Consider the following 20,829-nt stretch of genomic DNA (forward strand, 5'->3'; position numbering starts at 1 on the left):
GCGCGATTGAATAAGGCGATTACCGTTCAGGAATAGTGCTATGACCGATACCTTCACCGATTACGCCCGTCAGATACTGCATCATCTCAACCTCCCGGGGCGGTTATCCCTCTTCTGGCTGTGGCTCATGGCACTGCCCGTCGTGTTTCTCCTTGTTGCCTGTGGCGACAAGGAGAAAACCGTTGCGCCTCTGGCACGTCCGGTGCGCTATGTGGTGGCACCGGCGTCGCTTTCCGGCAGCGTGCAGTCGCAGACCGGGGAGATCAGGGCTCACGATGAAACGACCCTGGCGTTTCGCCTGGATGGACGCATGCTGTCACGTGCCGTGGATGTGGGGGACAAGGTGAAGGCAGGACAGCTGCTGGCGATGCAGGATAACAGCACTGGCCTGAATCAGCTGGGCAGTGCGCGCGCCGATCTCGCCAGTGCGCAGGCGGCGGAGCGGGTGGCGGCACTGAATGTGCAGCGGATGACCACGCTGACGCGAACCGGAGCCATCGCCCGGGTTCAGCTGGATACGGCGCGTTCCGACTGGCAGGCGGCTTTATCCAAACGACAGAGCAGCGAAGCGGCACTTAAAAATGCCCAGGACAGCCTGAGCTGGACGCGCCTGACGGCGCCCTCGGACGGCATTATCACCGCGGTCAGCGCCCAGCCGGGGCAGGTCGTCAGTGCCGGACAAGCGGTGTTCACCCTCGCTGCGGGCAATGATCGCGATGCGATCTTTGACGTCAGCGATCCGCATGCGCTGACGCCAAACAGCGCACTGCCTGTACAGATCTCACTGCTTGCCGATCCCGCTGTGACAACCCTGGGACATCTGCGTGATGTCAGCCCACAGGCCGACCCGCAAACGCGTACCTGGCGCGTGCGCGTGACGCTGGTGAATCCACCGGAAAGCATGGCGCTGGGGGCCAGTGTGCAGGCAGCGTGGCAGCAGCAGGGGCAACGCAGCATCGCACTGCCAGCGTCAGCATTGACCCGGCTGGGGGATAAGCCCGCCGTTTTCGTGGTGGACAGTACCCACCTCCGCGTGCTGCTACGTCCGGTCACCCTGGGGAACTCTGACGTGAACAGCATTGCGGTAACGGCGGGCATCATGCCGGGAGAACGGGTCGTGACGGCAGGCGTCAGTAAACTGCGTGACGGTGAAAAAGTGACGCTGCTGGAGGAGGGCCAATGATCCCGCACATTCCGACATCGCGTTTCAATCTCTCCACCTGGGCCTTACAGCATCAGCCGCTGATCGTCTTTTTCATGCTGCTGGTAATGGCGGCCGGTATCTTCAGCTATGAACAACTGCCGCGCAATGAAGACCCGGCGTTTACCATCAAAACCGCCGTGGTATCGGCGTCCTGGCCGGGTGCGGATGTGAGAGATACGGTCAATCTGGTTACGGATACGCTGGAGAAGAAACTTCAGGAAATTCCTTATCTCGATTATGTCGAGAGTGAAACCCGTGCCGGGCAGTCCGTGATTTTTGTTAACCTGCGCGATGATACGCCCCCTGCATCAGTGCCTGAGATCTGGTATCAGGTGCGCAAAAAAGTGCAGGATATTACACCTTCACTTCCCCAGGGCGTGCAGACGCCCCAGGTAAACGACGAGTTTGATGACACGTTTGGCACGATTTACGGTTTCACCGCGGAAGGCTTTTCCCTGCGCGAACTGCGCGACTGGGTTGAAGACATTCGTCGTAACCTGATGTCGCTGCCGGATATCGGCAAAATCACGCTGACGGGTGTTCAGGAAGAGCAAATGGTGATTGCCTTCTCGCCGCGTAAAATGGCGGGGCTGGGGATTGACCTTCAGCAGGTCACCGAGGCCATCCGCGCGCAGAATGCCGTGGTACCCGCCGGGGAAATACGCAGCGACAGGGAGAATATCGCGCTGAGCGTGACGGGAGCACTGGGGTCTGCGCAGAGTCTGCAGGCTGTCGTGCTGCATATCGGCGATCGTTATATTCCCCTTAGCGCGATGGCCACCGTCACCCGACAGGTGGCAGAGCCGCCCGCTGCTGCCTTTCGGGTCAATGGACAACCTGCCATTGGTCTGGCGATATCCATGGCGGCTACCGGCAACATGATTCGTTTTGGTGAGGCGGTGAACCAGCGTATGGCGGCGATTCAGGCCGGGCTGCCGCACGGGATTGAGATGGTCAGGGTGGCTGACCAGAGCGCCGTGGTACAGCAGGCCGTCAGTGGATTTACCCGGGTGCTGACGGAAGCCGTGGTTATCGTGATGGCGGTTTCTTTTCTCTCGCTCGGTATGCGTGCCGGCCTGGTGGTGGCCGCCGCGATCCCGCTGGTGCTGGCGATGACCTTTGTGGGCATGATGCTGGCGGGGATCGGGTTACAGCGCATTTCACTGGGGGCGCTGATTATCGCGCTCGGCCTGCTGGTGGATGATGCGATGATCACCGTGGAAAGCATGGTGTCGCGGCTGGAAGCGGGAGACAGCCGCTGGAAGGCCGCCAGCTACGCGTTTCAAACCACCGCCTTCCCGATGTTGACGGGTACGCTGGTGATGATTGCCGGTTTTATCCCGGTCGGGTTTGCCGCCTCCAGCGCGGGAGAATACTGTTTTTCTCTGTTCGTTGTGGTGACGATCGCGCTGCTCTCCTCCTGGGTCGTGGCTATCCTGTTTTCTCCGCTGATCGGCACCTGGCTACTGCCCGCCACGCTTAAACCACATCAGGCCGGGCCGGGTCGGCTGGCGCGCGGGTATCACCGCTTACTGACGCTGGCGCTGGGGCACCGGCTGAAAACCGTGACCGCCGCGCTGACGTTACTGGTGCTGGCTGCCTGGGGAACAACCTTTATGCAGGGAGAGTTTTTTCCGGCGTCCGACCGTCCTGAGCTGCTGGTGAGCCTGACATTACCCGGCAACGCCTCACAGAAAGAAACCGAACGCCAGACCGAGCGGCTTGAGCGTGCGCTGCGCGGCAATCCTCACATCGATCGCCTGTCCAGCTATATCGGCACCGGGGCGATCCGTTTTTATCTGCCGATGGATGTATTACTCGATAATGAAAACACCGCCCAGCTGGTGGTGGTGGCGAAGAGCCTTGAGGATCGTGAAGCGCTGCAACAGCAGTTAGAGAAGATTCTGTCGGAGGGTTTCAGTGATATCGCTACGCGCGTGTCGCCGCTCGAACTGGGGCCGCCAGTCGGCTGGCCGATAAAGTACCGCGTCAGCGGGCCGGACTACCATCAGGTTCAGTCCATTGCCCGGCAGCTGGCGGCGATCCTTGGCGACAGTACGCTCACCCGTGAAGTGAATCTGACCGCCGGGGAGCCGGAGTGCGTCATTACTCTGATTATCAATCAGACGGCGGCACGGGCGGCGGGTGTCTCCTCGGAAAGCGTTGCCACGGCACTGAATACCCTCTGGTCAGGCAGCGTGGTGACGACCGTCCGCGACGGTAACCGGCAGGTGGATGTGATGCTGCGGGCCAATGACCGGGAACGTCAGGACCTGACAACGCTCTCCTCCCTGCAACTGACCACCAGCGGCGGTATGAAGGTGCCCTTAAGTCAGGTGGCAACGCTTCGCTGGGGCATCCAGGATCCGGTGATCTGGCGCCATCAGCGTATGCCGTTCATCACCGTGCAGACTGACCTGGCACCGGGCCTGCGTGCGGAGGGGGTATCGCAACAGTTGGCGGCCTCGGTCACGCAACTGCGAGCGTCGTTACCCCCTGATTACCGGATTGACGAAGGCGGATCGGTGGCTGAATCGGATAAGGGGAACACCTCGGTGTTTGCCGTCTTGCCGGTGACGTTGTTTGTGATGCTGATCCTGCTGATGATTCAGCTACAGCGTTTCTCGCGAATGCTGTTGGCGCTGCTGATGGCACCCTTTGGGCTGATTGGTATTGTGCTGGCGATGTTACCGACCGGCACGCCGATGGGCTTTGTGGCACTGCTCGGCATGATTGCGCTGGCCGGGATGATTATCCGTAATGCGGTGATTCTGATCGGTGAGGTGGACAGTAATCTTGGGCGGGGGATGGAAAAACAGCCGGCGATTATCGCTGCCGCGCAGCATCGATCTCGCCCGATCATGCTGACCGCCTGTGCGGCAATTCTCGGGATGATCCCGATAGCCGAACAGGTATTCTGGGGGCCGATGGCCTATGCCATCATTGGCGGGTTGCTGGTAGCAACGCTGGTGACACTGACGGTACTGCCTGCCTGTCTCAGCCTGGTGATCAAAGACGATGTGGTGCCGAAAGCATAAAAAAAACCGCCTTGCGGCGGTTTTGTCTTTTTGGCTGGAAAGGAATTAATGCGGTTTGAGCAGCGCCTCGGCATGGCTGACGATGTTTTCCACCGTAAAGCCAAATTCCGGGAACAGCTTCTCGGCCGGGGCCGATTCACCGAAGCCGGTCATCCCGACGATGGCACCGTTCAGGCCAACATATTTGTACCAGTAATCAGCGATACCGGCTTCAACAGCGACACGCGCCGTGACGCCGGAAGGCAGCACGGATTCGCGGTAGGCCGCATCCTGGGCATCGAATAGATCGGTAGACGGCAGCGATACCACGCGCACCTTGTGGCCGCTGGCGCTCAGCTTGTCGGCTGCGCCCAGAGTGATTTCCACTTCGGAACCGGTGGCAATCAGGATCACCTCCGGCGTGCCGTCACTGTCTTTCAGCACGTAACCGCCGCGTGAAATATTGGCCAGCTGCTCTTTAGTACGCTCCGGCTGTGCCAGGTTCTGACGCGACAGGATCAGCGCGGTCGGACCATGATGACGCTCGACGGCATGTTTCCACGCCACGGCGGTTTCCACCTGGTCGCACGGACGCCAGACGCTCATGTTCGGCGTCACGCGCAGGCTGGCAATCTGCTCGACAGGCTGGTGCGTTGGGCCATCTTCGCCCAGACCGATGGAGTCATGGGTATAGACCATAATCTGACGCGCCTTCATCAGCGCGGCCATACGCACCGCATTACGCGCATACTCGACGAACATCAGGAAGGTTGCGGTATACGGGATAAAGCCACCGTGATGCGCCAGGCCATTGGCAATCGCCGTCATCCCGAATTCGCGTACGCCGTAGTGAATATAGTTTCCGGCTTCATCCTCTTTAATAGACTTCGAGCCTGACCAGATGGTCAGGTTACTCGGGGCGAGGTCAGCAGAACCGCCAAGGAACTCTTTCAGCAGCGGACCGTAGGCCTCCAGCGCGTTTTGCGAGGCTTTACGGCTGGCGATTTTCTGCGGATTAGCCTGCAACTGTTCAATATACTTCTGGGTTTCCGCCTGCCAGTTCTCCGGCATGCCCCCGGTCATACGACGGGTATATTCTGCGGCCAGCTCAGGGTGGGCCGCTTTGTAGGCAGCAAATTTCTCATCCCAGGCTTTTTCCGCTTTGGCCCCGGCGTCTTTCGCATCCCACTGAGCGTAGATCTCTTTCGGAATTTCAAACGGCGGATAATTCCAGCCCAGCGCTTTACGTGTCAGTGCCACTTCTTCATCGCCCAGCGCAGCACCGTGCGCTTCTTCTTTACCGGCTTTGTTCGGTGAACCGAAACCAATCACGGTTTTACAAATCAGCAGCGACGGTTTGTCGGTGACGCTTTGCGCTTCTTTGATGGCGTTGGCAATCGCATCCGGGTTATGGCCGTCGATATCGCGGATCACATGCCAGTGATAGGCTTCAAAGCGTTGTGCGGTATCGTCGGTGAACCAGCCTTCCACTTCACCATCAATCGAGATGCCGTTGTGATCGTAAAAACCGATCAGTTTACCCAGCCCCAGCGTACCCGCCAGTGAGCAGACTTCATGGGAGATACCTTCCATCAGGCAGCCATCGCCCATAAACACGTAGGTGTGGTGATCGACAATTTTATGGTCAGGGCGGTTAAACTGTGCGCCCAGCGTCCGTTCCGCAATCGCCAGACCGACCGCATTCGCCAGGCCCTGGCCCAGCGGTCCGGTGGTGGTTTCCACCCCTGGCGTGTAGCCCAACTCCGGGTGACCCGGGGTTTTTGAATGCAGCTGGCGGAAGTTTTTCAGCTCGGACATCGGCAGATCGTAGCCGCTGAGGTGCAGCAGGCTGTAAAGCAGCATCGAGGCGTGGCCGTTAGACAAAATAAAGCGGTCGCGGTCAGCCCAGGCTGGGTTGTTCGGGTTGTGATGCAGGAAATCACGCCACAGGACTTCAGCGATATCGGCCATACCCATTGGCGCACCCGGATGGCCAGATTTGGCTTTTTGCACCGCATCCATACTGAGCGCGCGGATGGCATTTGCCAGTTCTTTACGTGAAGACATTGCTTCCTCCTGGTTGCAAGAGGGCGGATCGTCGATCCGCCCGGGGAGTCAGAGATAAGAGGGGGGATTAGAGACGTGCAGCCAGCACGTCTTCCAGTTTCTGCTGGTCAATGGCGAACTGGCGGATACCTTCGGCCAGTTTTTCTACCGCCATCGGGTCCTGATTATGTTCCCAGCGGAATTCCGCTTCAGACAGCGGGGCTGGCTGGTGGAAGCCCTGAGTGGACGGCGTCAGTTTACGTTCGACCGGCGCATTGCTGGCCTGAAGTTCTTCCAGCAGATTCGGTGCGATGGTCAGACGATCGCAGCCCGCCAGGGCCAGGATCTGCTCAACTTTACGGAAGCTGGCACCCATGATCACGGTGTTATAGCGATGCTGCTTATAGTAGTCGTAGATATTGCGTACGGATTTCACACCCGGATCTTCATCCACCACGTACGGGTCGAGCGGTTTACGGCTGTTGTACCAGTCGTAGATGCGGCCAACAAATGGCGAGATCAGGAACACATCGGCTTCGGCGCAGGCACGGGCCTGAGCGAAGGAGAACAGCAGGGTCAGGTTGCACTGAATACCGTTTTTCTCAAGCTCTTCAGCCGCTTTAATACCTTCCCAGGTGGAAGCCAGTTTAATGAGGATGCGTGAACGGTCGATACCGTGTTCTTCATACATTCTCACCAGCTTTTCCGCTTTGGTCACGCACATCCCGCGATCGAAAGAGAGGCGTGCATCCACTTCGGTAGACACGCGGCCAGGAACACTTTTCAGGATCTCCAGACCGAGGTTAACGGCGACCTTATCGCTGGCATTGATAATTTGGGTTTCTTTACTGCCGCCCTGTTTTTTGGCGTACTCGATGGCGTCAGTAATCAGATGTTTGTAGGCGTCGAGGCCGGAGGCTTTCAGGATCAGAGACGGGTTGGTTGTGGCATCTTCCGGATGGTAGTTACGGATGGATTCAATATCGCCACTATCAGCCACCACGGTGGTGAATTGTTTCAGTGCGTCTAGCTGGTTCATCTAAAGCTCCTTGATAAGCAATCTGTGATGCAAGTTTAACCGTGACGCGATTGTTGCGGCTGTTTCTTACAGGCAAGACGCAACAACTGTACCCGACACGGCTGAGTATTCTTAGGCGAAACATTGCATCAGACCCGCGACAATGGGAATGCGTTTTCTCTGATTGTTGCGATGGGTTCGCCCAATGGGCCAGTCTGCTGGCAGCAAAAATAGCACAACGATTAAGTGTAGCAGCTCAGGGAAAACGCGGCGGCGCAGAGGGGGTGCGCCGCACTTAAAGATTACTTTTCGCCGACTTTCTGCTCGTAATAGCTGATTTTCTCGACTTTTTCCGTTGAGCCGCCCCCTTCAAATTCAGCATTTAGCCAGCTATTCACAATACTTCGGGCCAGCTCCGGGCCGATGACGCGTGCACCCAGTGTCATCACCTGTGCATTGTTACTCTTGCGAGCACGCTCGGCAGAGTAAGTATCGTGACACTGTGCAGCACGGATGCCCGGCACTTTGTTCGCCACAATCGCCATGCCGATCCCGGTTCCGCAAATCAAAATTCCCCGCTGGTGTTTGCCTTCTCGAATGGCGTTGGCCACCGTCCAGGCGACATCCGGATAGAGGGGTCTGCTGGACTGTGCATCATTGCTGTAGTCGCTGACGTCGATATTTTTTTCCTGCAAAAGCTGCTTGATCAGGTTTTTTAATTCCAGTGCCGCATCGTCGGCGCCAATTGCGATAGAAGACATAGGGTTACTCCCGCTGAGATAACAGGGCCGCCGGATCCCGGTGAATCATCAGGATCTCCGGCAACGATTCACTTTTACCCTAACGCATTTTTGTTCATATGTTCAATAGATGTTCTTTTGTTTTATTCAGTATGCCTCTTCGCTCTGCTGATTTTTTCCTTATGGCGCTTGGTTTTGCCTATTATTGCCGCTAAATGGCAAAATTAAAGGTTTTGAGATCCGTCACAGTTTTCGTTTTGCATGCTGGGAAATGAACATTAATCCATATAGTGTTCATTTGTTCACGCATTGATGCAATGCACAAGAAGACCCACTGAGGACTCAACCATGCGTCAAATTTGCCATCTGCCTACCCCTGATCTGGTGCGTCATTGCCAGAGTCATTTCACCAGTATTCTGTTCCAGTCTGTCGGAGGTGCCGTATGACTGCCCTTAATCCACAGGCGATTGAAAAATCCGCTATTCGAAAAGTCTCGCTGCGGCTGGTGCCCTTTGTGGCACTGATGTTCTTCATCAACTTCCTTGACCGTACGGCGATCTCTTTTGCCGGACCGAACGGCATGACACAGGATCTCGGGCTGAGTGCGGTGCAGTTTGGCCTGGCGTCCGGCATCTTCTTTATTGGTTACATCCTGCTGGAAGTGCCAAGCAACCTGGCCTTACATCGCTACGGCGCACGCAAATGGCTGGCGCGCATTATGGTCAGCTGGGGCATCGTTTCGCTGCTGTTTACCTGGGTGAGCAGTATTGAAGGGTTGTATACCCTGCGACTGCTGCTGGGGATTGCCGAAGCGGGCTTCTTCCCGGGGGCGATCCTGTTCCTCAGCATGTGGGTTCCGGCTAAACACCGCAGTAAGGTGTTGTCCCTGTTTTACCTCGCACAGCCGCTGACGGTGGTGCTGGGTGCGCCGCTGGCTGCCGCACTGATTGAACAGCACGGTCTGTTTGGCCTCTCCGGCTGGCGGGTGATGTTCCTCGGTGTCTCCATTCCGGCGATTATTATCGGCATCGTGGCCTGGTTCTATCTGGTGGACTCCCCGCGTGATGCAAAATGGCTGAATAAAGAAGAGAAAGAGTGGCTGACTACGGCGCTGGAAAAAGAGCAGCGTGAAAAAGGCTCCACCGCGCATGCCAGCCTGCGTAGCGTGATGACCAACGGCCGCGTCTGGCTGCTGTGCCTGATCTACTTCGGCTTTATCTACGGTCTGTATGCGCTGGCTTTCTTCCTGCCGACCATTATTTCTGGCTTCCAGCAGCAGTTCGGCACCTCGTTTAACGTCATCGAGAAGGGGCTGATTACCGGAGCGCCGTATCTGGTGGCGGCCATCGTGATGTTCTTCTGGTCACGCGATGCAACCCGTCGCGGTTGCAAAACCTGGCATATCGCACTGCCTGCGTTGACCGGGGCTATCAGCGTACCACTGGCGCTCTATATGGAATCTCCGCTGGCCACCATGCTGGTGATTGCAGTGACGGCCAGCTCGATTTTTGCCGCCTTGCCGAATTTCTGGACGCTGCCAACGCAGTTTCTGACCGGCGCGTCTGCGGCGGCAGCCATCGCGCTGATTAACACCCTCGGTAACGTTGCGGGCTTCTCGGCGGGCTACCTCACCGGAATGCTGCATGACGCCACCGGAGCCTACACCGTTCCCATGATGGTCGTGGGGGGCTTCATGCTGCTCTCTGCACTGCTGATGTTGTTACTTAACGCCAAACGTTCTGGATTTCAGTCTGCCCCCATTACACAGGAGCCTTCCCAATGACCTATCTGTTTAATCAACCCTCTGCTTTCGCCAGTGAGCTGATTGAGGGTTTCGTCGCGGCCAATGCCGATAAAGTCCGTCAGGTTCCGGGGGGCGTGGTGCGCAGCACCCGCAGCCCTGCGGGATGTGTGGCGGTGGTGATTGGCGGCGGGTCCGGCCACTATCCGGCGTTTTCCGGCCTGGTCGGGCAGGGTATGGCGCACGGGGCGGCGATGGGTAACCTGTTTGCTTCTCCGTCAGCCCAGCAGATCTACAACGTGGCGCGTGCGGCGGACAATGGCGGGGGCGTTCTGCTGGCCTTTGGTAACTATGCCGGGGACGTGCTGCATTTTGGTCAGGCCAGCGAACGTCTGAAAGCCGAAGGCATTGATTGCGAACTGCTGGCAGTGACAGACGATATTTCCAGTGCGGCGCTGTCCGAGCGTGAAAAGCGTCGTGGTGTGGCGGGCGATCTGGCGGTGTTTAAGGCCGCAGCCGCGGCGGCTGAGGCAGGATACTCGCTTGCCGAGGTCACGCGTCTGGCACGCCATGCGAATCATCGCACGCGCTCTCTGGGTGTGGCGTTCTCCGGTTGTACCCTGCCGGGGGCCACACAGCCACTGTTCAGCGTGGCGCACGGCACCATGGCGCTGGGAATGGGGATACACGGTGAGCCGGGCATCCGCGAATGCGATATTCCTGCGGCAGATACGCTGGCAGAACTGTTTGTCAGCAGTCTGCTGAAGGAGTGCCCGGAAGAAATTACGCAGCGTAAAGGGCAGCGGGTAGCGGCGATCCTCAACGGTCTCGGCTCGGTAAAATATGAAGAGCTGTTTGTCGTTTATCGCCGCGTGGCACAACTGCTGGCGGCGGAAGGGTTGCAGGTGGTGGAGCCGGAAGTGGGTGAGTTTGTGACCAGCTTTAATATGGCCGGTGCCTCGCTGACGCTGATGTGGCTGGACGATGAACTGGAAACCTTGTGGCGTGCCCCGGCCAATGCTCCGGCCTTCCGTAAAGGCAGTGTGCTGATGGCGGAACCACTGGATGCTGCTGAGCAGATCCTCGCCGAGGTAGATGTGGTGCCCACTGCCAGCGCGGCCTCGCAGCAGGCGGCCACCTGTGTCCTGTCGGTGGTCACTGCGATAGCTGAAGTGATTGAAGAACATGCCACTGAGCTGGGGCGTATTGATGCGGTTGCCGGAGACGGTGACCACGGGATCGGTATGGAGCGCGGATCGCTGGGGGCGCTGGAAAAAGCCCGTGAGATGCTGCAGCGCCAGGCGGGTGCCGGAACGCTGCTGTGCCGCGCCGCCGATGCTTGGGCGGACAAAGCCGGAGGCACTTCAGGTGCGCTCTGGGGCGTGCTGCTGACGGCGATTGGCACGGCGCTGGGGGATGTTAAAACCCCGAATGCCCGGCGCGTTGCGTTGGGGGTGCAGCATGCCAAAGAGGGGATTATGCACTTCGGTAAAGCGAAGCCGGGCGATAAAACCATGGTCGATGTGCTGGTGCCTTTCAGCGAGTGCCTGAGTGCCCGCGTGGCCGCAGGTGACACGCTGATTGATGCCTGGGCGGCGGCAGCACAGCAGGCGACCAAAAGCGCCAAAGAGACGGCGCAGCTGTTGCCGAAAATGGGCCGCGCCCGTCCACTGGCTGAGAAGAGCCTGGGCACGCCAGATGCCGGGGCCGTTTCGCTGGCGCTGATCGTCAATAAAGTGCTGGTGCAGCTACAGGCCAGTGCCCCTGCGACACTCTCCCTTCAGGAGGTCAGTCAGTGAGCGCGCGCATCACACTGGGCGTCAGCCTGAAAATGTATTTCAGCTATCAACAAACCCTGACCTGGAGCCAGCAGGTGGCAGAGCTGGCTCGTCAGCATCCGGCGATCGTCAGCGGTGAGGTGGGGCTGTTCGTTCTGCCTGCGTTCCCCGCTATTCCGGCGGTGAAGCAGATTTTTGCTGATACGGCAGTCAGCGTGGGGGCACAGGATCTGGCCTGGGAGGACAGCGGGGCCTGGACCGGTGAGGTCAGTGGCCCGATGCTGGCTGAAATCGGCTGTCGCTATGTGGAGGTCGGCCATGCGGAACGTCGTCGCCATTTTGCCGAAGATGACCGTCAGGTGGCGGGGAAACTGGCGGCAGCGCTGCGTAACGGGTTAACCCCGGTACTGTGCCTGGGGGAAGAACAACGTCTGAGCAGTGAGCAGGCGATAGCGATCTGCCGTCATCAGTTAAGCGCGGCACTGAGTCAGGCGCGTCAGCAACAGCTGAGCGGTGATGTGGTGCTGGCCTGGGAACCGCAGTGGGCGATTGGTGCGCCTGCGCCTGCACCGGATGCCTTTATCGGTGAGGTGTGTACCGGGTTGCGCCAGCTTGATCTGGCGGGCGATATCAACATTCGCGTGATTTACGGTGGCAGCGCCGGGCCGGGGCTGTTGAGTCGTCTTGGCCATCAGGTCAGCGGGCTGTTTCTCGGGCGCTTCGCCCACAAACCCGATGCGCTGGCACAGATTATTGATGAAGCCGCCGCACTGGCCCACAGCGCTCAGCGGCAGGAGGCATAAATGGCGATTGGTCTGAGTACCTATGCCTTTTTCTGGCGTGCCTCGGCGCGTGTATCCGTTCCGATGACGCTGGCGCAGATGCTGGAAAAGACCGCCGATATGGGCGTGACGCTGTTTCAAATCTGTGATTATCCGCAGATCGAAAGCTGGAGCGATGCCGAGCTGGTCACACTGCGTCAGCAGGCCGATACGCTGGGCATCCAGCTGGAGCTGGGAACGCGCGGTCTGCAAACCGCCCACTTACAGCGTTATCTGCACCTGGCACAGGTGTTACAGGTGACGGTGATCCGTTCGATGTTTAACAGTGCCAGCCATCGTCCAACGCTGCCGGAAGCCGCCGCGCTGATTGAAAGCATTCTGCCCGCGTTTGAACGCCAGCAGGTTCGGCTGTGTCTGGAGACTTACGAGCAGGTCAACAGCGCGCAGATGATGTCGGTGATCGATCGTTTCCCTTCCGATTACCTGGGCGTGTGCCTGGACCCGGCAAACTGCGTCGCCGCTCTCGAACTCCCCCAGCAAGTGGTGGCAAACACCGCGCACCGGGTGCTCAATCTGCATATTAAAGATTTTGCTTTCAGCCGGCAGGAGGGCTGGGTCGGTTTTACGCTGACCGGCTGCCCGCTGGGCGAAGGGTTGCTTGATTACGATCTGCTGATAGACCAGGTGCGTCCGGCAGATCGTGGCATTAATCAGATCGTCGAACACTGGCTGCCGTGGCAGCAGGATGCCGAAAGCACCTGCCAGCGGGAAGCCGAGTGGACGCAACAGAGCGTTGATTTTTTACGTCACAAACAACTTCAGGAGTCAGTATGAGCACACAATTAACCACCATCACCGTGATTGGCGCGGGCGGCAAAATGGGCATGCGCATTTCGGCGAATTTGCAGCGCAGCGACTATCAGGTGTTTTACTGTGAGAGTGCGCCGAAGGCCCAGGAGCAGGTCACCGGGCAGGGGCGTGAGCTGTCCAGCACGGAATCCGTGGTGCCGCACAGTGATGTGGTGATCCTCGCGGTGCCGGATATTGTGCTGGGCAAAGTCTCTGAAGGTGTGGTGCCGTTGATGAAAAACGGTGCCACGCTGTTAACGCTGGACCCGGCAGCGGCTTATGCCAATCTGATTGCGCTGCGCGAGGGCATTCACTACGCCGTGGCCCATCCGTGCCATCCTTCCGTATTCCTTGACCGTTATACCAAAGAAGAACACGCCGATGCCTTCGGTGGCGTGGCTGCCATTCAGCATGTGGCGGCGTCGTTTGAAAGCGGCAGCGATGCGCAGAAGAGTGAACTGAGCAAGGTGATCAGCGTGATGTATGGCCCGGTTGAGCAGGTGCACTGGGTGACGGTTAAACAGCTGGCGTATCTTGAGCCCACGCTGGTGGAAACCGTAGCCTGTATGGTCGGTGCTTTTATGAAAGAGGCGCTGGATGAGACGGTTAAACACTCCGGCGTGCCGGAAGAGGCGGCAAAAGCAATGCTGTACGGCCATATTCAGATCGCGCTGGCAGTGGCATTCCGCGCCACTAACCCGTTCTCTGATGCCTGCATGATTGCGATGGAGTATGGCCGCGAGAAGATCGTTAAGCCCGACTGGAAACAGATTTTCGAGGAGAAAGAACTGGATATCGTGATTGCGCGCATGCTCAAAATTGACGCGATCCGTCGTTAATCCTCTGTCGGATAGCGTAAAATGGTATAAATTGTTGCCTGAGGCGCGGCACAGGCTGCCGCGCTCGCTACCGAAACCGACGAGAAGAGACGACTGCCCGGATGGAAAAAAACACGCTATCTCAGGACACTGAACTGCTGACGGAAATTGCCGTTGCATACTATCAGGACGAAATTACCCAGGAAGAGATTGCGCGTAAATTTGGTATCTCCCGCATTAAAGTGGGGCGCTTGTTAAAGCGAGCCAAAGAAGAGGGCATCGTTGAAATCAACGTGCGCTATCACCCGGTCTTCAGTACCCGGCTGGAGCAGCAGTTACTGGAACGTTTCCCATTACAACGTGCGCTGATTGCCCTCGATCATCATGACGAGGATGAGCAGCGCCGTCAGGTGGCGGCGCTGGTCGCGATGCACCTGTCACAGTCATTGAAAGATAATGCGGTGGTGGCGGTCGGGCAGGGGCGTAACGTGGCAGCGGTCGCTGACCATCCAGGCAGTGTCCCCACGCGTAACTGCCACTTTATTAGCGGTATTGGCGGGACGCACCGCCCCGGTGATGCCATCAATGCTGACCACATCAGTCGCCGTCTGGCGAAAAAGTTCGGCGGTATCAGTGAAACGCTCTATGCCCCGGCCTATGTTGAAGACCGTGCGCTGAAAGAGGCATTCATGCAGAACGGCACCATCAAAGAGACGCTGGATCGCGCGCGTAAAGCCGATGTAGCGCTGGTGGGGATCGGTGACATGAATGAAAACAGTTATATGGTCAAACTCGGCTGGTTTACCCCCCATGAGATTATCGATGCCAGCCTGAATCAGGGCGTGATTGGTGATGTGGCGGGTTATGATTTCTTTAACGCTCAGGGGCAGCATGTGGATACGGTGATGAATGACCGGGTTATCGGCCTGAGCATCGACGAGCTGCGTAAAATCCCCTGTGTGATAGCTATCGCCTCGGAGAACACCAAAGCGATGGCGTTGCTGGGTGCGCTGCGCACCGGGGCGATTGATATTATCGCCACCACGGCACAGAACATTCGTACGCTGTTGAATATGACGAAGTAGTTTTCCACGGGTCAGGCATGCCTGACCCCTACGACCGGCTGGAATATTTGACCATTGCGGCGGGTTGGAATACCTGACCCCTGCGCCGGGCATCGTAGGGGCGAGGCATGCCTCGCCCGGTCCTGCACATGCCTCGCCCGATCGTTGAATGCCAATTCTATGCACTCCCTCAAGTTTTTCTCCCGTCCGGCACTCCTATACTGAGCAGTTGTACCCCACCATAAAAAAGGATCCTGCTAATGGACGATCAGTTAAAACAGAGTGCGCTCGATTTTCACCAATTCCCGGTTCCCGGAAAAATTCAGGTTTCCCCGACCAAGCCCCTTGCCACACAGCGCGATCTGGCGCTGGCCTACTCGCCTGGTGTGGCCGCGCCATGCCTGGCGATCGCCGCCGATCCTGAAGCGGCAGACAAGTACACCGCCCGCGCTAACCTGGTGGCGGTGATCTCTAACGGTACGGCGGTGCTGGGCTTAGGGAATATCGGCGCGCTGGCCAGCAAGCCGGTGATGGAAGGTAAAGGCGTACTGTTCAAGAAATTTGCCGGTATCGATGTTTTTGATATCGAAGTGGACGAGCTGGACCCGGACAGACTGATTGATGTGATCGCCGCGCTGGAACCCACCTTTGGTGGCATCAACCTTGAAGACATTAAAGCACCCGAGTGCTTCTACATTGAAAAGAAACTGCGCGAGCGTATGAACATCCCGGTGTTCCACGACGATCAGCACGGGACGGCGATCATCTGTACGGCAGCGGTGCTGAACGGCCTGCGGGTAGTGAAAAAGAACATTTCGGACGTGCGGCTGGTGGTCTCCGGGGCGGGGGCATCTGCCATTGCCTGCCTTAACCTGCTGGTGGCACTGGGGATGCAGAAACACAATATTGTGGTCTGCGACTCGAAAGGGGTGATCTACCAGGGGCGCGAAACCCCGATGGCGGAAACCAAAGCGGCTTATGCCGTGGCCGATAGCGGCAAACGAACGCTGTCTGAGGTGATCGAAGGCGCAGATATCTTCCTTGGCTGCTCGGGTCCGAAAGTGATGACCCAGGAAATGGTCAAAGGGATGGCGCGTGACCCGCTGATCCTTGCGCTGGCCAACCCGGAGCCGGAAATCCTGCCACCACTGGCGAAAGCCGTGCGCCCGGACGCTATCATCTGTACGGGCCGCTCGGACTTCCCTAACCAGGTGAACAACGTGCTGTGCTTCCCGTTTATCTTCCGCGGTGCGCTGGATGTGGGGGCAACGGCGATCAACGAAGAGATGAAGCTGGCGGCGGTGCATGCCATTGCCGAACTGGCGCTGGCAGAGCAGAGTGACGTAGTGGCCTCTGCCTACGGCGACCAGGAGCTGTCGTTTGGCCCGGAGTATCTGATCCCGAAACCCTTCGACCCGCGCCTGATTGTGCAGATCGCCCCGGCGGTGGCAAAAGCGGCGATGGATTCCGGTGTGGCACGGCGGCCTATTGCTGACTTTGACGCCTACCGCGAAAAGCTGATGGAGTTTGTCTACAAAACCAATCTGTTTATGAAACCGGTGTTCTCGCAGGCGCGTAAAGATCCGAAACGCGTGGTGCTGGCCGAAGGGGAAGAGGCGCGTGTGCTGCATGCCACCCAGGAGCTGGTGACGCTGGGGCTGGCGAAGCCGATCCTGATTGGCCGCCCGAGTGTGATTGAGATGCGTCTGCAAAAGCTGGGACTGAAAATCGAAGCGGGCAAAGATTTCGACGTGGTGAACAACGAATCCGATCCGCGTTTTAAGGAGTACTGGAACGAGTATTACCAGATCATGAAGCGCCGTGGCGTGTCGCCGCAGCAGGCGCAACGTGATGTGATCGGCAATCCGACGTTGATCGGTGCCATTATGGTTCACCGTGGGGAAGCCGATGCGCTGATCTGCGGCACCGTGGGGGATTACAGGCAGCATTACGATATCGTCGAGAAGCTGTTTGGCTTCCGTCCGGACGTGAAAGTGGCCGGGGCGATGAACGCGCTGGAGCTGCCGAGCGGTAACACCTTTATTGCCGATACCTACGTCAATGAAGACCCGACGCCGGAACAGCTGGCTGAGCTGACGCTGATGGCGGCGGAAACGGTGCGTCGCTTTGGTATCGAACCGAAGGTGGCGCTGCTTTCACACTCCAGCTTTGGGGCCTCGGATGCACCTGCCGCGCGTAAGATGCGTGACACGCTGGCGCTGGTAAAAGCCCGTGCGCCTGAGCTGGAAATTGATGGCGAAATGCACGGCGATGCGGCACTGGTAGAGAGCATTCGTCAGGATCTGATGCCGGACAGCCCGCTAAAAGGCTCGGCGAATATTCTGATTATGCCTAACGTCGAAGCGGCGCGTATCAGCTATAACCTGCTGCGTGTTTCCTGCTCTGACGGTGTAACGGTGGGGCCGGTGCTGATGGGGATGGCGAAACCGGTCCATGTGTTGACGCCGATTTCATCAGTGCGGCGCATTGTGAATATGGTGGCACTGGCGGTGGTGGAGGCGCAGACCGCGCCGCTATAAGGCGCAGGCCTGCCTGGGGGCCAGGTCAACGTCTCAAGGTCAAGGTCAAGGCCAGGTCAAGGGCGTTTCGCTTTCCCGCTGCGCGGGCTGAGCGACCCAGGGCGGCCAGTCGCCACCACCCTGGGGACCCGGGCTTGCGGCAGGCGCATCGCCCGCTAAAGCGGGTTCCCTCAGTCGGTCGGCTTTCCCGCCGGACCGGGCGTGACGGGACATCCCTGTCCCGGCACACCCTCTCGCCGACGTCCTGTCGGCTCGTCCTGGAAATCCGCTCTCCTTCGGCGAGGCTTAATTGCCGCTCAAAAGGTCAAAATCAAAAGAACAATCAAAGACAGGTCAGACAGACCAGATACAAAAAGTCTTTCTGGGCTTTTGGTCATTTTGGTTTTTTAATATTTGGGGTTTGACCTGGGTTTTGATGTTAAGGCGGCAATTAAGCTGCGCTGAGTAAGTGATGTGAACCAGGATGAACCGCCAGGACGGCGGTGAAAGCTCGGGCCGGCACAGGGAAGTGCCGTCACGAGTGGTCCGTCGGTGAGCAACGCTTGCGAAGGTACCCGCTGAAAGCGGGCGCGGCGCCTGCCGCAAGCCCGGGGTCAAGGGGCGGCGGCGACTGGCCGCCCCTTGTCGCTTCGCCCGCGCAGCGGGAAAGCGAAACGCCCTTGACCTTAAGACGTTGACGTTGACCTTGGCCTTAAGACGTTGACCTTACCCCTGCAACAGCATGAAAAAAATCAAATCCACGCCTTAACCGGCAGAAAATCACTGTACAACGCCGCCTCCGGGCTGCCTGCTTCCGGCTGATAATCATATTCCCAGCGCACCAGCGGCGGCATCGACATCAGAATCGATTCCGTGCGCCCGCCGGTTTGCAGGCCAAACAGCGTGCCGCGATCCCACACCAGATTAAACTCCACGTAGCGCCCACGGCGGTAGAGTTGGAAATCGCGCTCGCGCTCGCCCCACGGCAGCGTTTTACGGCGTTCAACAATCGGCAAATAGGCATCGGTAAAGCCGTTACCCACCGCCTGCATAAAGCGGAAGCTCTGATCGAAATCCGGGGTGTTCAGATCGTCAAAGAACAGCCCGCCAATACCGCGCTGCTCGTTACGGTGCTTCAGGTGGAAGTAGTCATCGCACCACTTTTTATAGCGCGGGTAGACCTCATCACCAAACGGCTGACACAGGTCGGCAGCGGTCTGATGCCAGTGCACGGCATCGTCCTCGAAGCCGTAGAAGGGCGTCATATCGAAGCCACCGCCAAACCACCAGACCGGATCGGCACCCGGTTTTTCGGCGATAAAGAAACGCACGTTGGCATGACTGGTCGGCACATAGGGATTCTCCGGGTGGATCACCAGTGACACGCCCAGCGCCTCGAAGCTGCGTCCGGCCAGTTCAGGACGGTGCGCGGTGGCAGAGGCGGGCATCGCATCACCGTGGACATGGGAGAAGTTGACGCCCGCCTGTTCGAACACCCGGCCCTGACGCAGAACGCGGCTGCGCCCGCCACCGCCTCCGGGACGCTGCCAGCTGTCTTCGGCAAACCGGGCTTCGCCATCTGCCTGTGCCAGCTTGCGACAAATTTCATCCTGAAGGTTGAGCAAAAACTGTTTTACCTGGGCAATATCCGGAGTGTTCATAACAAATCCTGTGCAAAAAAAGACGCGTGGATTATACGTCAGCCTGTGCGCCTGGTCGCCTCATACTCGTCAAAAAAGCTGACGATGCCGTTAGCGATGGCCCCGGCAATTTTCTGACGAAATGCGGTGGTGCCCAGTAATTTCTCCTCGTCAGGGTTGGTGATAAAGGAGGTTTCGACCAGCACGGATGGAATAGACGGCGACTTGAGCACGGCAAACGCCGCCTGCTCGGTATGCTGGCTGTGCAGGTGATGGACCGGGCGTATTTGCCCGAGGACATGTTTGCCGAGGATCAGGCTGTTCTTGATGGTATCCGTCTGCACCAGATCAAACAGCACCTGCTGGAGGTAGTGATCTTTATCCGCTGCTTTCACGCCGCCGACGTCATCAGCCGCATTCTCCCGCTGAGAAAGATAGCGTGCCATGGTGCTGCTGGCACCGCGATTCGACAGGGCGAAGACCGACGCGCCATTTGCGGATGGGCTGGTGAAACCGTCGGCGTGGACGGACATAAACAGATCGGCACCGTGCTGATGGGCGATTTCAACCCGCTCACCGAGTGGAATAAAGTGGTCGCTTTCGCGCGTCAGGCGCACTTCGATATGAGGATGTTCACTCAGCAGATGGCGGATATGCTGGGCAATCTCCAGTACCACATGCTTCTCTTCAGAACCTTCATGCCCCACCGCACCAGAATCGATGCCGCCGTGGCCCGGATCAATCATCACAATGCGTTTGCTGTTGGCCGGGCGTGCAGGGGGCGGTGAGCTGACCACGTTGTGCGGGCGTGGACTGACCACGTTGTGCGGGCGTGGACTGACGCGCAGAGTAGCCTCTTCCTGTGCAGCACGAACGGGGCGGCGGGCCAGCAGAGCCAATGCCAGGCCGGAGAGCAGCAACTGGCGGCGGGTGGTGAGCGGCGTCAACAGGTTTATCTTTTTCATGGTACATCCTGGGGCAAAAAGTGCTTATTGTTATATCGTAACAATGAGGTCGCGGCGAGAAGGGAACTATTTCAGGCTTTTGCTATGTATTTCAAACACTGAGTTCGCCGGTGGGGCTTTTTTTTACTTGTGTCGGACCAACACACTTGCACCGACAGAAGAATACGTGATAATCAGCAAATTATGCTTAACCACAGGCCAAATCTCATGGAAATCCGCGCATTCCGGCAAGATGATTTTGAAGAAGTAATTACCCTCTGGGAGCGTTGCGATCTGTTACGTCCCTGGAATGATCCTGAGATGGATATTGAGCGTAAGCTGAACCACGACCCGGATCTGTTTATGGTCGCGGTGGTGGGCGGTGAAATTGTCGGCACGCTAATGGGCGGCTACGACGGGCATCGCGGCTCTGCTTATTATCTTGGCGTTCATCCTGATTATCAGGGACGCGGCTTTGCCAACGCGCTGATTAATCGCCTGGAGAAAAAGCTGATTGCCCGTGGCTGCCCGAAAATCCATGTGATGGTCCGTGAAGAGAACGATGCCGTGACCGGGTTTTATGAAAAGCTGGATTACGAAACGGTGGACAGCCTGCTGTTGGGCAAACGTCTGATTGAAGATCGCGAGTATTGATATACCCGTCATAC

The 20,829-nt window shown here is 58.0% G+C and carries 15 protein-coding genes; 10 read left to right on the forward strand and 5 right to left on the reverse strand.

The genetic code is table 11. The features are described from left to right. The first annotated feature begins 40 nt into the window (after nt 1–40). The gene (locus FVB43_RS21455) at nt 41–1,183 is read left to right on the forward strand and encodes an efflux RND transporter periplasmic adaptor subunit (protein WP_167864731.1); all 1,143 of its coding nucleotides are present in this window, start codon (nt 41–43) and stop codon (nt 1,181–1,183) included. Next, on the forward strand, nt 1,180–4,242 hold the full coding sequence (locus tag FVB43_RS21460) for an efflux RND transporter permease subunit (protein ID WP_167864732.1): 3,063 nt from the start codon (nt 1,180–1,182) through the stop codon (nt 4,240–4,242). Before FVB43_RS21455 ends, FVB43_RS21460 begins: the two co-directional genes overlap by 4 nt. A gap of 45 nt (nt 4,243–4,287) precedes the next feature. Here FVB43_RS21460 and tkt read toward each other — a convergent pair whose 3' ends face one another. The 3 genes from tkt to rpiB form a co-directional block, all read right to left on the reverse strand. After that, the gene (tkt, locus tag FVB43_RS21465) at nt 4,288–6,288 is read right to left on the reverse strand and encodes a transketolase (protein WP_133845930.1); all 2,001 of its coding nucleotides are present in this window, start codon (nt 6,286–6,288) and stop codon (nt 4,288–4,290) included. A gap of 67 nt (nt 6,289–6,355) precedes the next feature. Further along, nucleotides 6,356–7,306 (reverse strand): transaldolase, encoded by a 951-nt coding sequence (gene tal, locus FVB43_RS21470; RefSeq protein ID WP_159336148.1) that lies wholly within the window; start codon nt 7,304–7,306, stop codon nt 6,356–6,358. A 281-nt stretch (nt 7,307–7,587) separates the two neighbouring features. Beyond that, on the reverse strand, nt 7,588–8,046 hold the full coding sequence (gene rpiB, locus FVB43_RS21475; RefSeq protein WP_133845932.1) for a ribose 5-phosphate isomerase B: 459 nt from the start codon (nt 8,044–8,046) through the stop codon (nt 7,588–7,590). A 422-nt stretch (nt 8,047–8,468) separates the two neighbouring features. Between rpiB and FVB43_RS21480 the strand changes: the two genes are divergently transcribed. The 7 genes from FVB43_RS21480 to maeB all read left to right on the forward strand — a co-directional run bounded on the left by FVB43_RS21480 (nt 8,469) and on the right by maeB (nt 17,598). Next, the gene (locus FVB43_RS21480) at nt 8,469–9,809 is read left to right on the forward strand and encodes an MFS transporter (protein WP_133845933.1); all 1,341 of its coding nucleotides are present in this window, start codon (nt 8,469–8,471) and stop codon (nt 9,807–9,809) included. Further along, nucleotides 9,806–11,566: a dihydroxyacetone kinase family protein gene (locus tag FVB43_RS21485; protein ID WP_167864733.1), complete on the forward strand. Its 1,761-nt coding sequence runs from the start codon at nt 9,806–9,808 to the stop codon at nt 11,564–11,566. Before FVB43_RS21480 ends, FVB43_RS21485 begins: the two co-directional genes overlap by 4 nt. Beyond that, nucleotides 11,563–12,348 carry a triose-phosphate isomerase family protein gene (locus FVB43_RS21490; protein ID WP_277950375.1) on the forward strand — a complete coding sequence of 262 codons (786 nt, stop codon included), beginning with the start codon at nt 11,563–11,565 and terminating at the stop codon, nt 12,346–12,348. Before FVB43_RS21485 ends, FVB43_RS21490 begins: the two co-directional genes overlap by 4 nt. Next, nucleotides 12,349–13,161, forward strand: coding sequence for a sugar phosphate isomerase/epimerase family protein (locus FVB43_RS21495; RefSeq protein ID WP_167864734.1), 813 nt, complete (start codon nt 12,349–12,351; stop codon nt 13,159–13,161). It begins immediately after the preceding gene. After that, on the forward strand, nt 13,158–14,015 hold the full coding sequence (locus tag FVB43_RS21500; RefSeq protein WP_159336151.1) for a phosphogluconate dehydrogenase C-terminal domain-containing protein: 858 nt from the start codon (nt 13,158–13,160) through the stop codon (nt 14,013–14,015). Before FVB43_RS21495 ends, FVB43_RS21500 begins: the two co-directional genes overlap by 4 nt. Nucleotides 14,016–14,116: 101 nt before the next feature. After that, nucleotides 14,117–15,079, forward strand: coding sequence for a sugar-binding transcriptional regulator (locus FVB43_RS21505; RefSeq protein ID WP_167864735.1), 963 nt, complete (start codon nt 14,117–14,119; stop codon nt 15,077–15,079). 239 nt (nt 15,080–15,318) lie between these two features. Continuing rightward, nucleotides 15,319–17,598, forward strand: coding sequence for an NADP-dependent oxaloacetate-decarboxylating malate dehydrogenase (maeB, locus tag FVB43_RS21510; protein WP_167864736.1), 2,280 nt, complete (start codon nt 15,319–15,321; stop codon nt 17,596–17,598). 731 nt (nt 17,599–18,329) lie between these two features. On the opposite strand, the gene hemF is transcribed toward maeB, so the two are convergent. Both hemF and amiA read right to left on the reverse strand, forming a co-directional pair. Beyond that, nucleotides 18,330–19,238 (reverse strand): oxygen-dependent coproporphyrinogen oxidase, encoded by a 909-nt coding sequence (gene hemF / locus FVB43_RS21515; RefSeq protein WP_133845939.1) that lies wholly within the window; start codon nt 19,236–19,238, stop codon nt 18,330–18,332. Nucleotides 19,239–19,276: 38 nt separating this feature from the next. Beyond that, complete coding sequence (amiA, locus tag FVB43_RS21520; RefSeq protein ID WP_167864737.1) at nt 19,277–20,182, reverse strand: N-acetylmuramoyl-L-alanine amidase AmiA; 906 nt, start codon at nt 20,180–20,182, stop codon at nt 19,277–19,279. 207 nt (nt 20,183–20,389) lie between these two features. Here amiA and FVB43_RS21525 point away from each other — a divergent pair, with 207 nt between their 5' ends. Beyond that, nucleotides 20,390–20,815, forward strand: coding sequence for a GNAT family acetyltransferase (locus tag FVB43_RS21525; RefSeq protein ID WP_133845941.1), 426 nt, complete (start codon nt 20,390–20,392; stop codon nt 20,813–20,815). Nucleotides 20,816–20,829 lie beyond the last annotated feature (14 nt).

The sequence above is a fragment of the Erwinia rhapontici genome, assembly GCF_012271765.1.
In the GTDB taxonomy this organism is placed as follows: Bacteria; Pseudomonadota; Gammaproteobacteria; order Enterobacterales; family Enterobacteriaceae; genus Erwinia; species Erwinia rhapontici.

Excerpts from the sequence above, each read along its gene's own strand:
- FVB43_RS21455 (WP_167864731.1), top strand. The coding sequence starts at position 41 with ATGACCGATACCTTCACCGATTACGCCCGTCAGATACTGCATCATCTC.
- FVB43_RS21460 (WP_167864732.1), top strand. The coding sequence starts at position 1,180 with ATGATCCCGCACATTCCGACATCGCGTTTCAATCTCTCCACCTGGGCC.
- tkt (WP_133845930.1), bottom strand. The coding sequence starts at position 6,288 with ATGTCTTCACGTAAAGAACTGGCAAATGCCATCCGCGCGCTCAGTATG.
- tal (WP_159336148.1), bottom strand. The coding sequence starts at position 7,306 with ATGAACCAGCTAGACGCACTGAAACAATTCACCACCGTGGTGGCTGAT.
- rpiB (WP_133845932.1), bottom strand. The coding sequence starts at position 8,046 with ATGTCTTCTATCGCAATTGGCGCCGACGATGCGGCACTGGAATTAAAA.
- FVB43_RS21480 (WP_133845933.1), top strand. The coding sequence starts at position 8,469 with ATGACTGCCCTTAATCCACAGGCGATTGAAAAATCCGCTATTCGAAAA.
- FVB43_RS21485 (WP_167864733.1), top strand. The coding sequence starts at position 9,806 with ATGACCTATCTGTTTAATCAACCCTCTGCTTTCGCCAGTGAGCTGATT.
- FVB43_RS21495 (WP_167864734.1), top strand. The coding sequence starts at position 12,349 with ATGGCGATTGGTCTGAGTACCTATGCCTTTTTCTGGCGTGCCTCGGCG.
- FVB43_RS21500 (WP_159336151.1), top strand. The coding sequence starts at position 13,158 with ATGAGCACACAATTAACCACCATCACCGTGATTGGCGCGGGCGGCAAA.
- FVB43_RS21505 (WP_167864735.1), top strand. The coding sequence starts at position 14,117 with ATGGAAAAAAACACGCTATCTCAGGACACTGAACTGCTGACGGAAATT.
- maeB (WP_167864736.1), top strand. The coding sequence starts at position 15,319 with ATGGACGATCAGTTAAAACAGAGTGCGCTCGATTTTCACCAATTCCCG.
- hemF (WP_133845939.1), bottom strand. The coding sequence starts at position 19,238 with ATGAACACTCCGGATATTGCCCAGGTAAAACAGTTTTTGCTCAACCTT.
- amiA (WP_167864737.1), bottom strand. The coding sequence starts at position 20,182 with ATGAAAAAGATAAACCTGTTGACGCCGCTCACCACCCGCCGCCAGTTG.
- FVB43_RS21525 (WP_133845941.1), top strand. The coding sequence starts at position 20,390 with ATGGAAATCCGCGCATTCCGGCAAGATGATTTTGAAGAAGTAATTACC.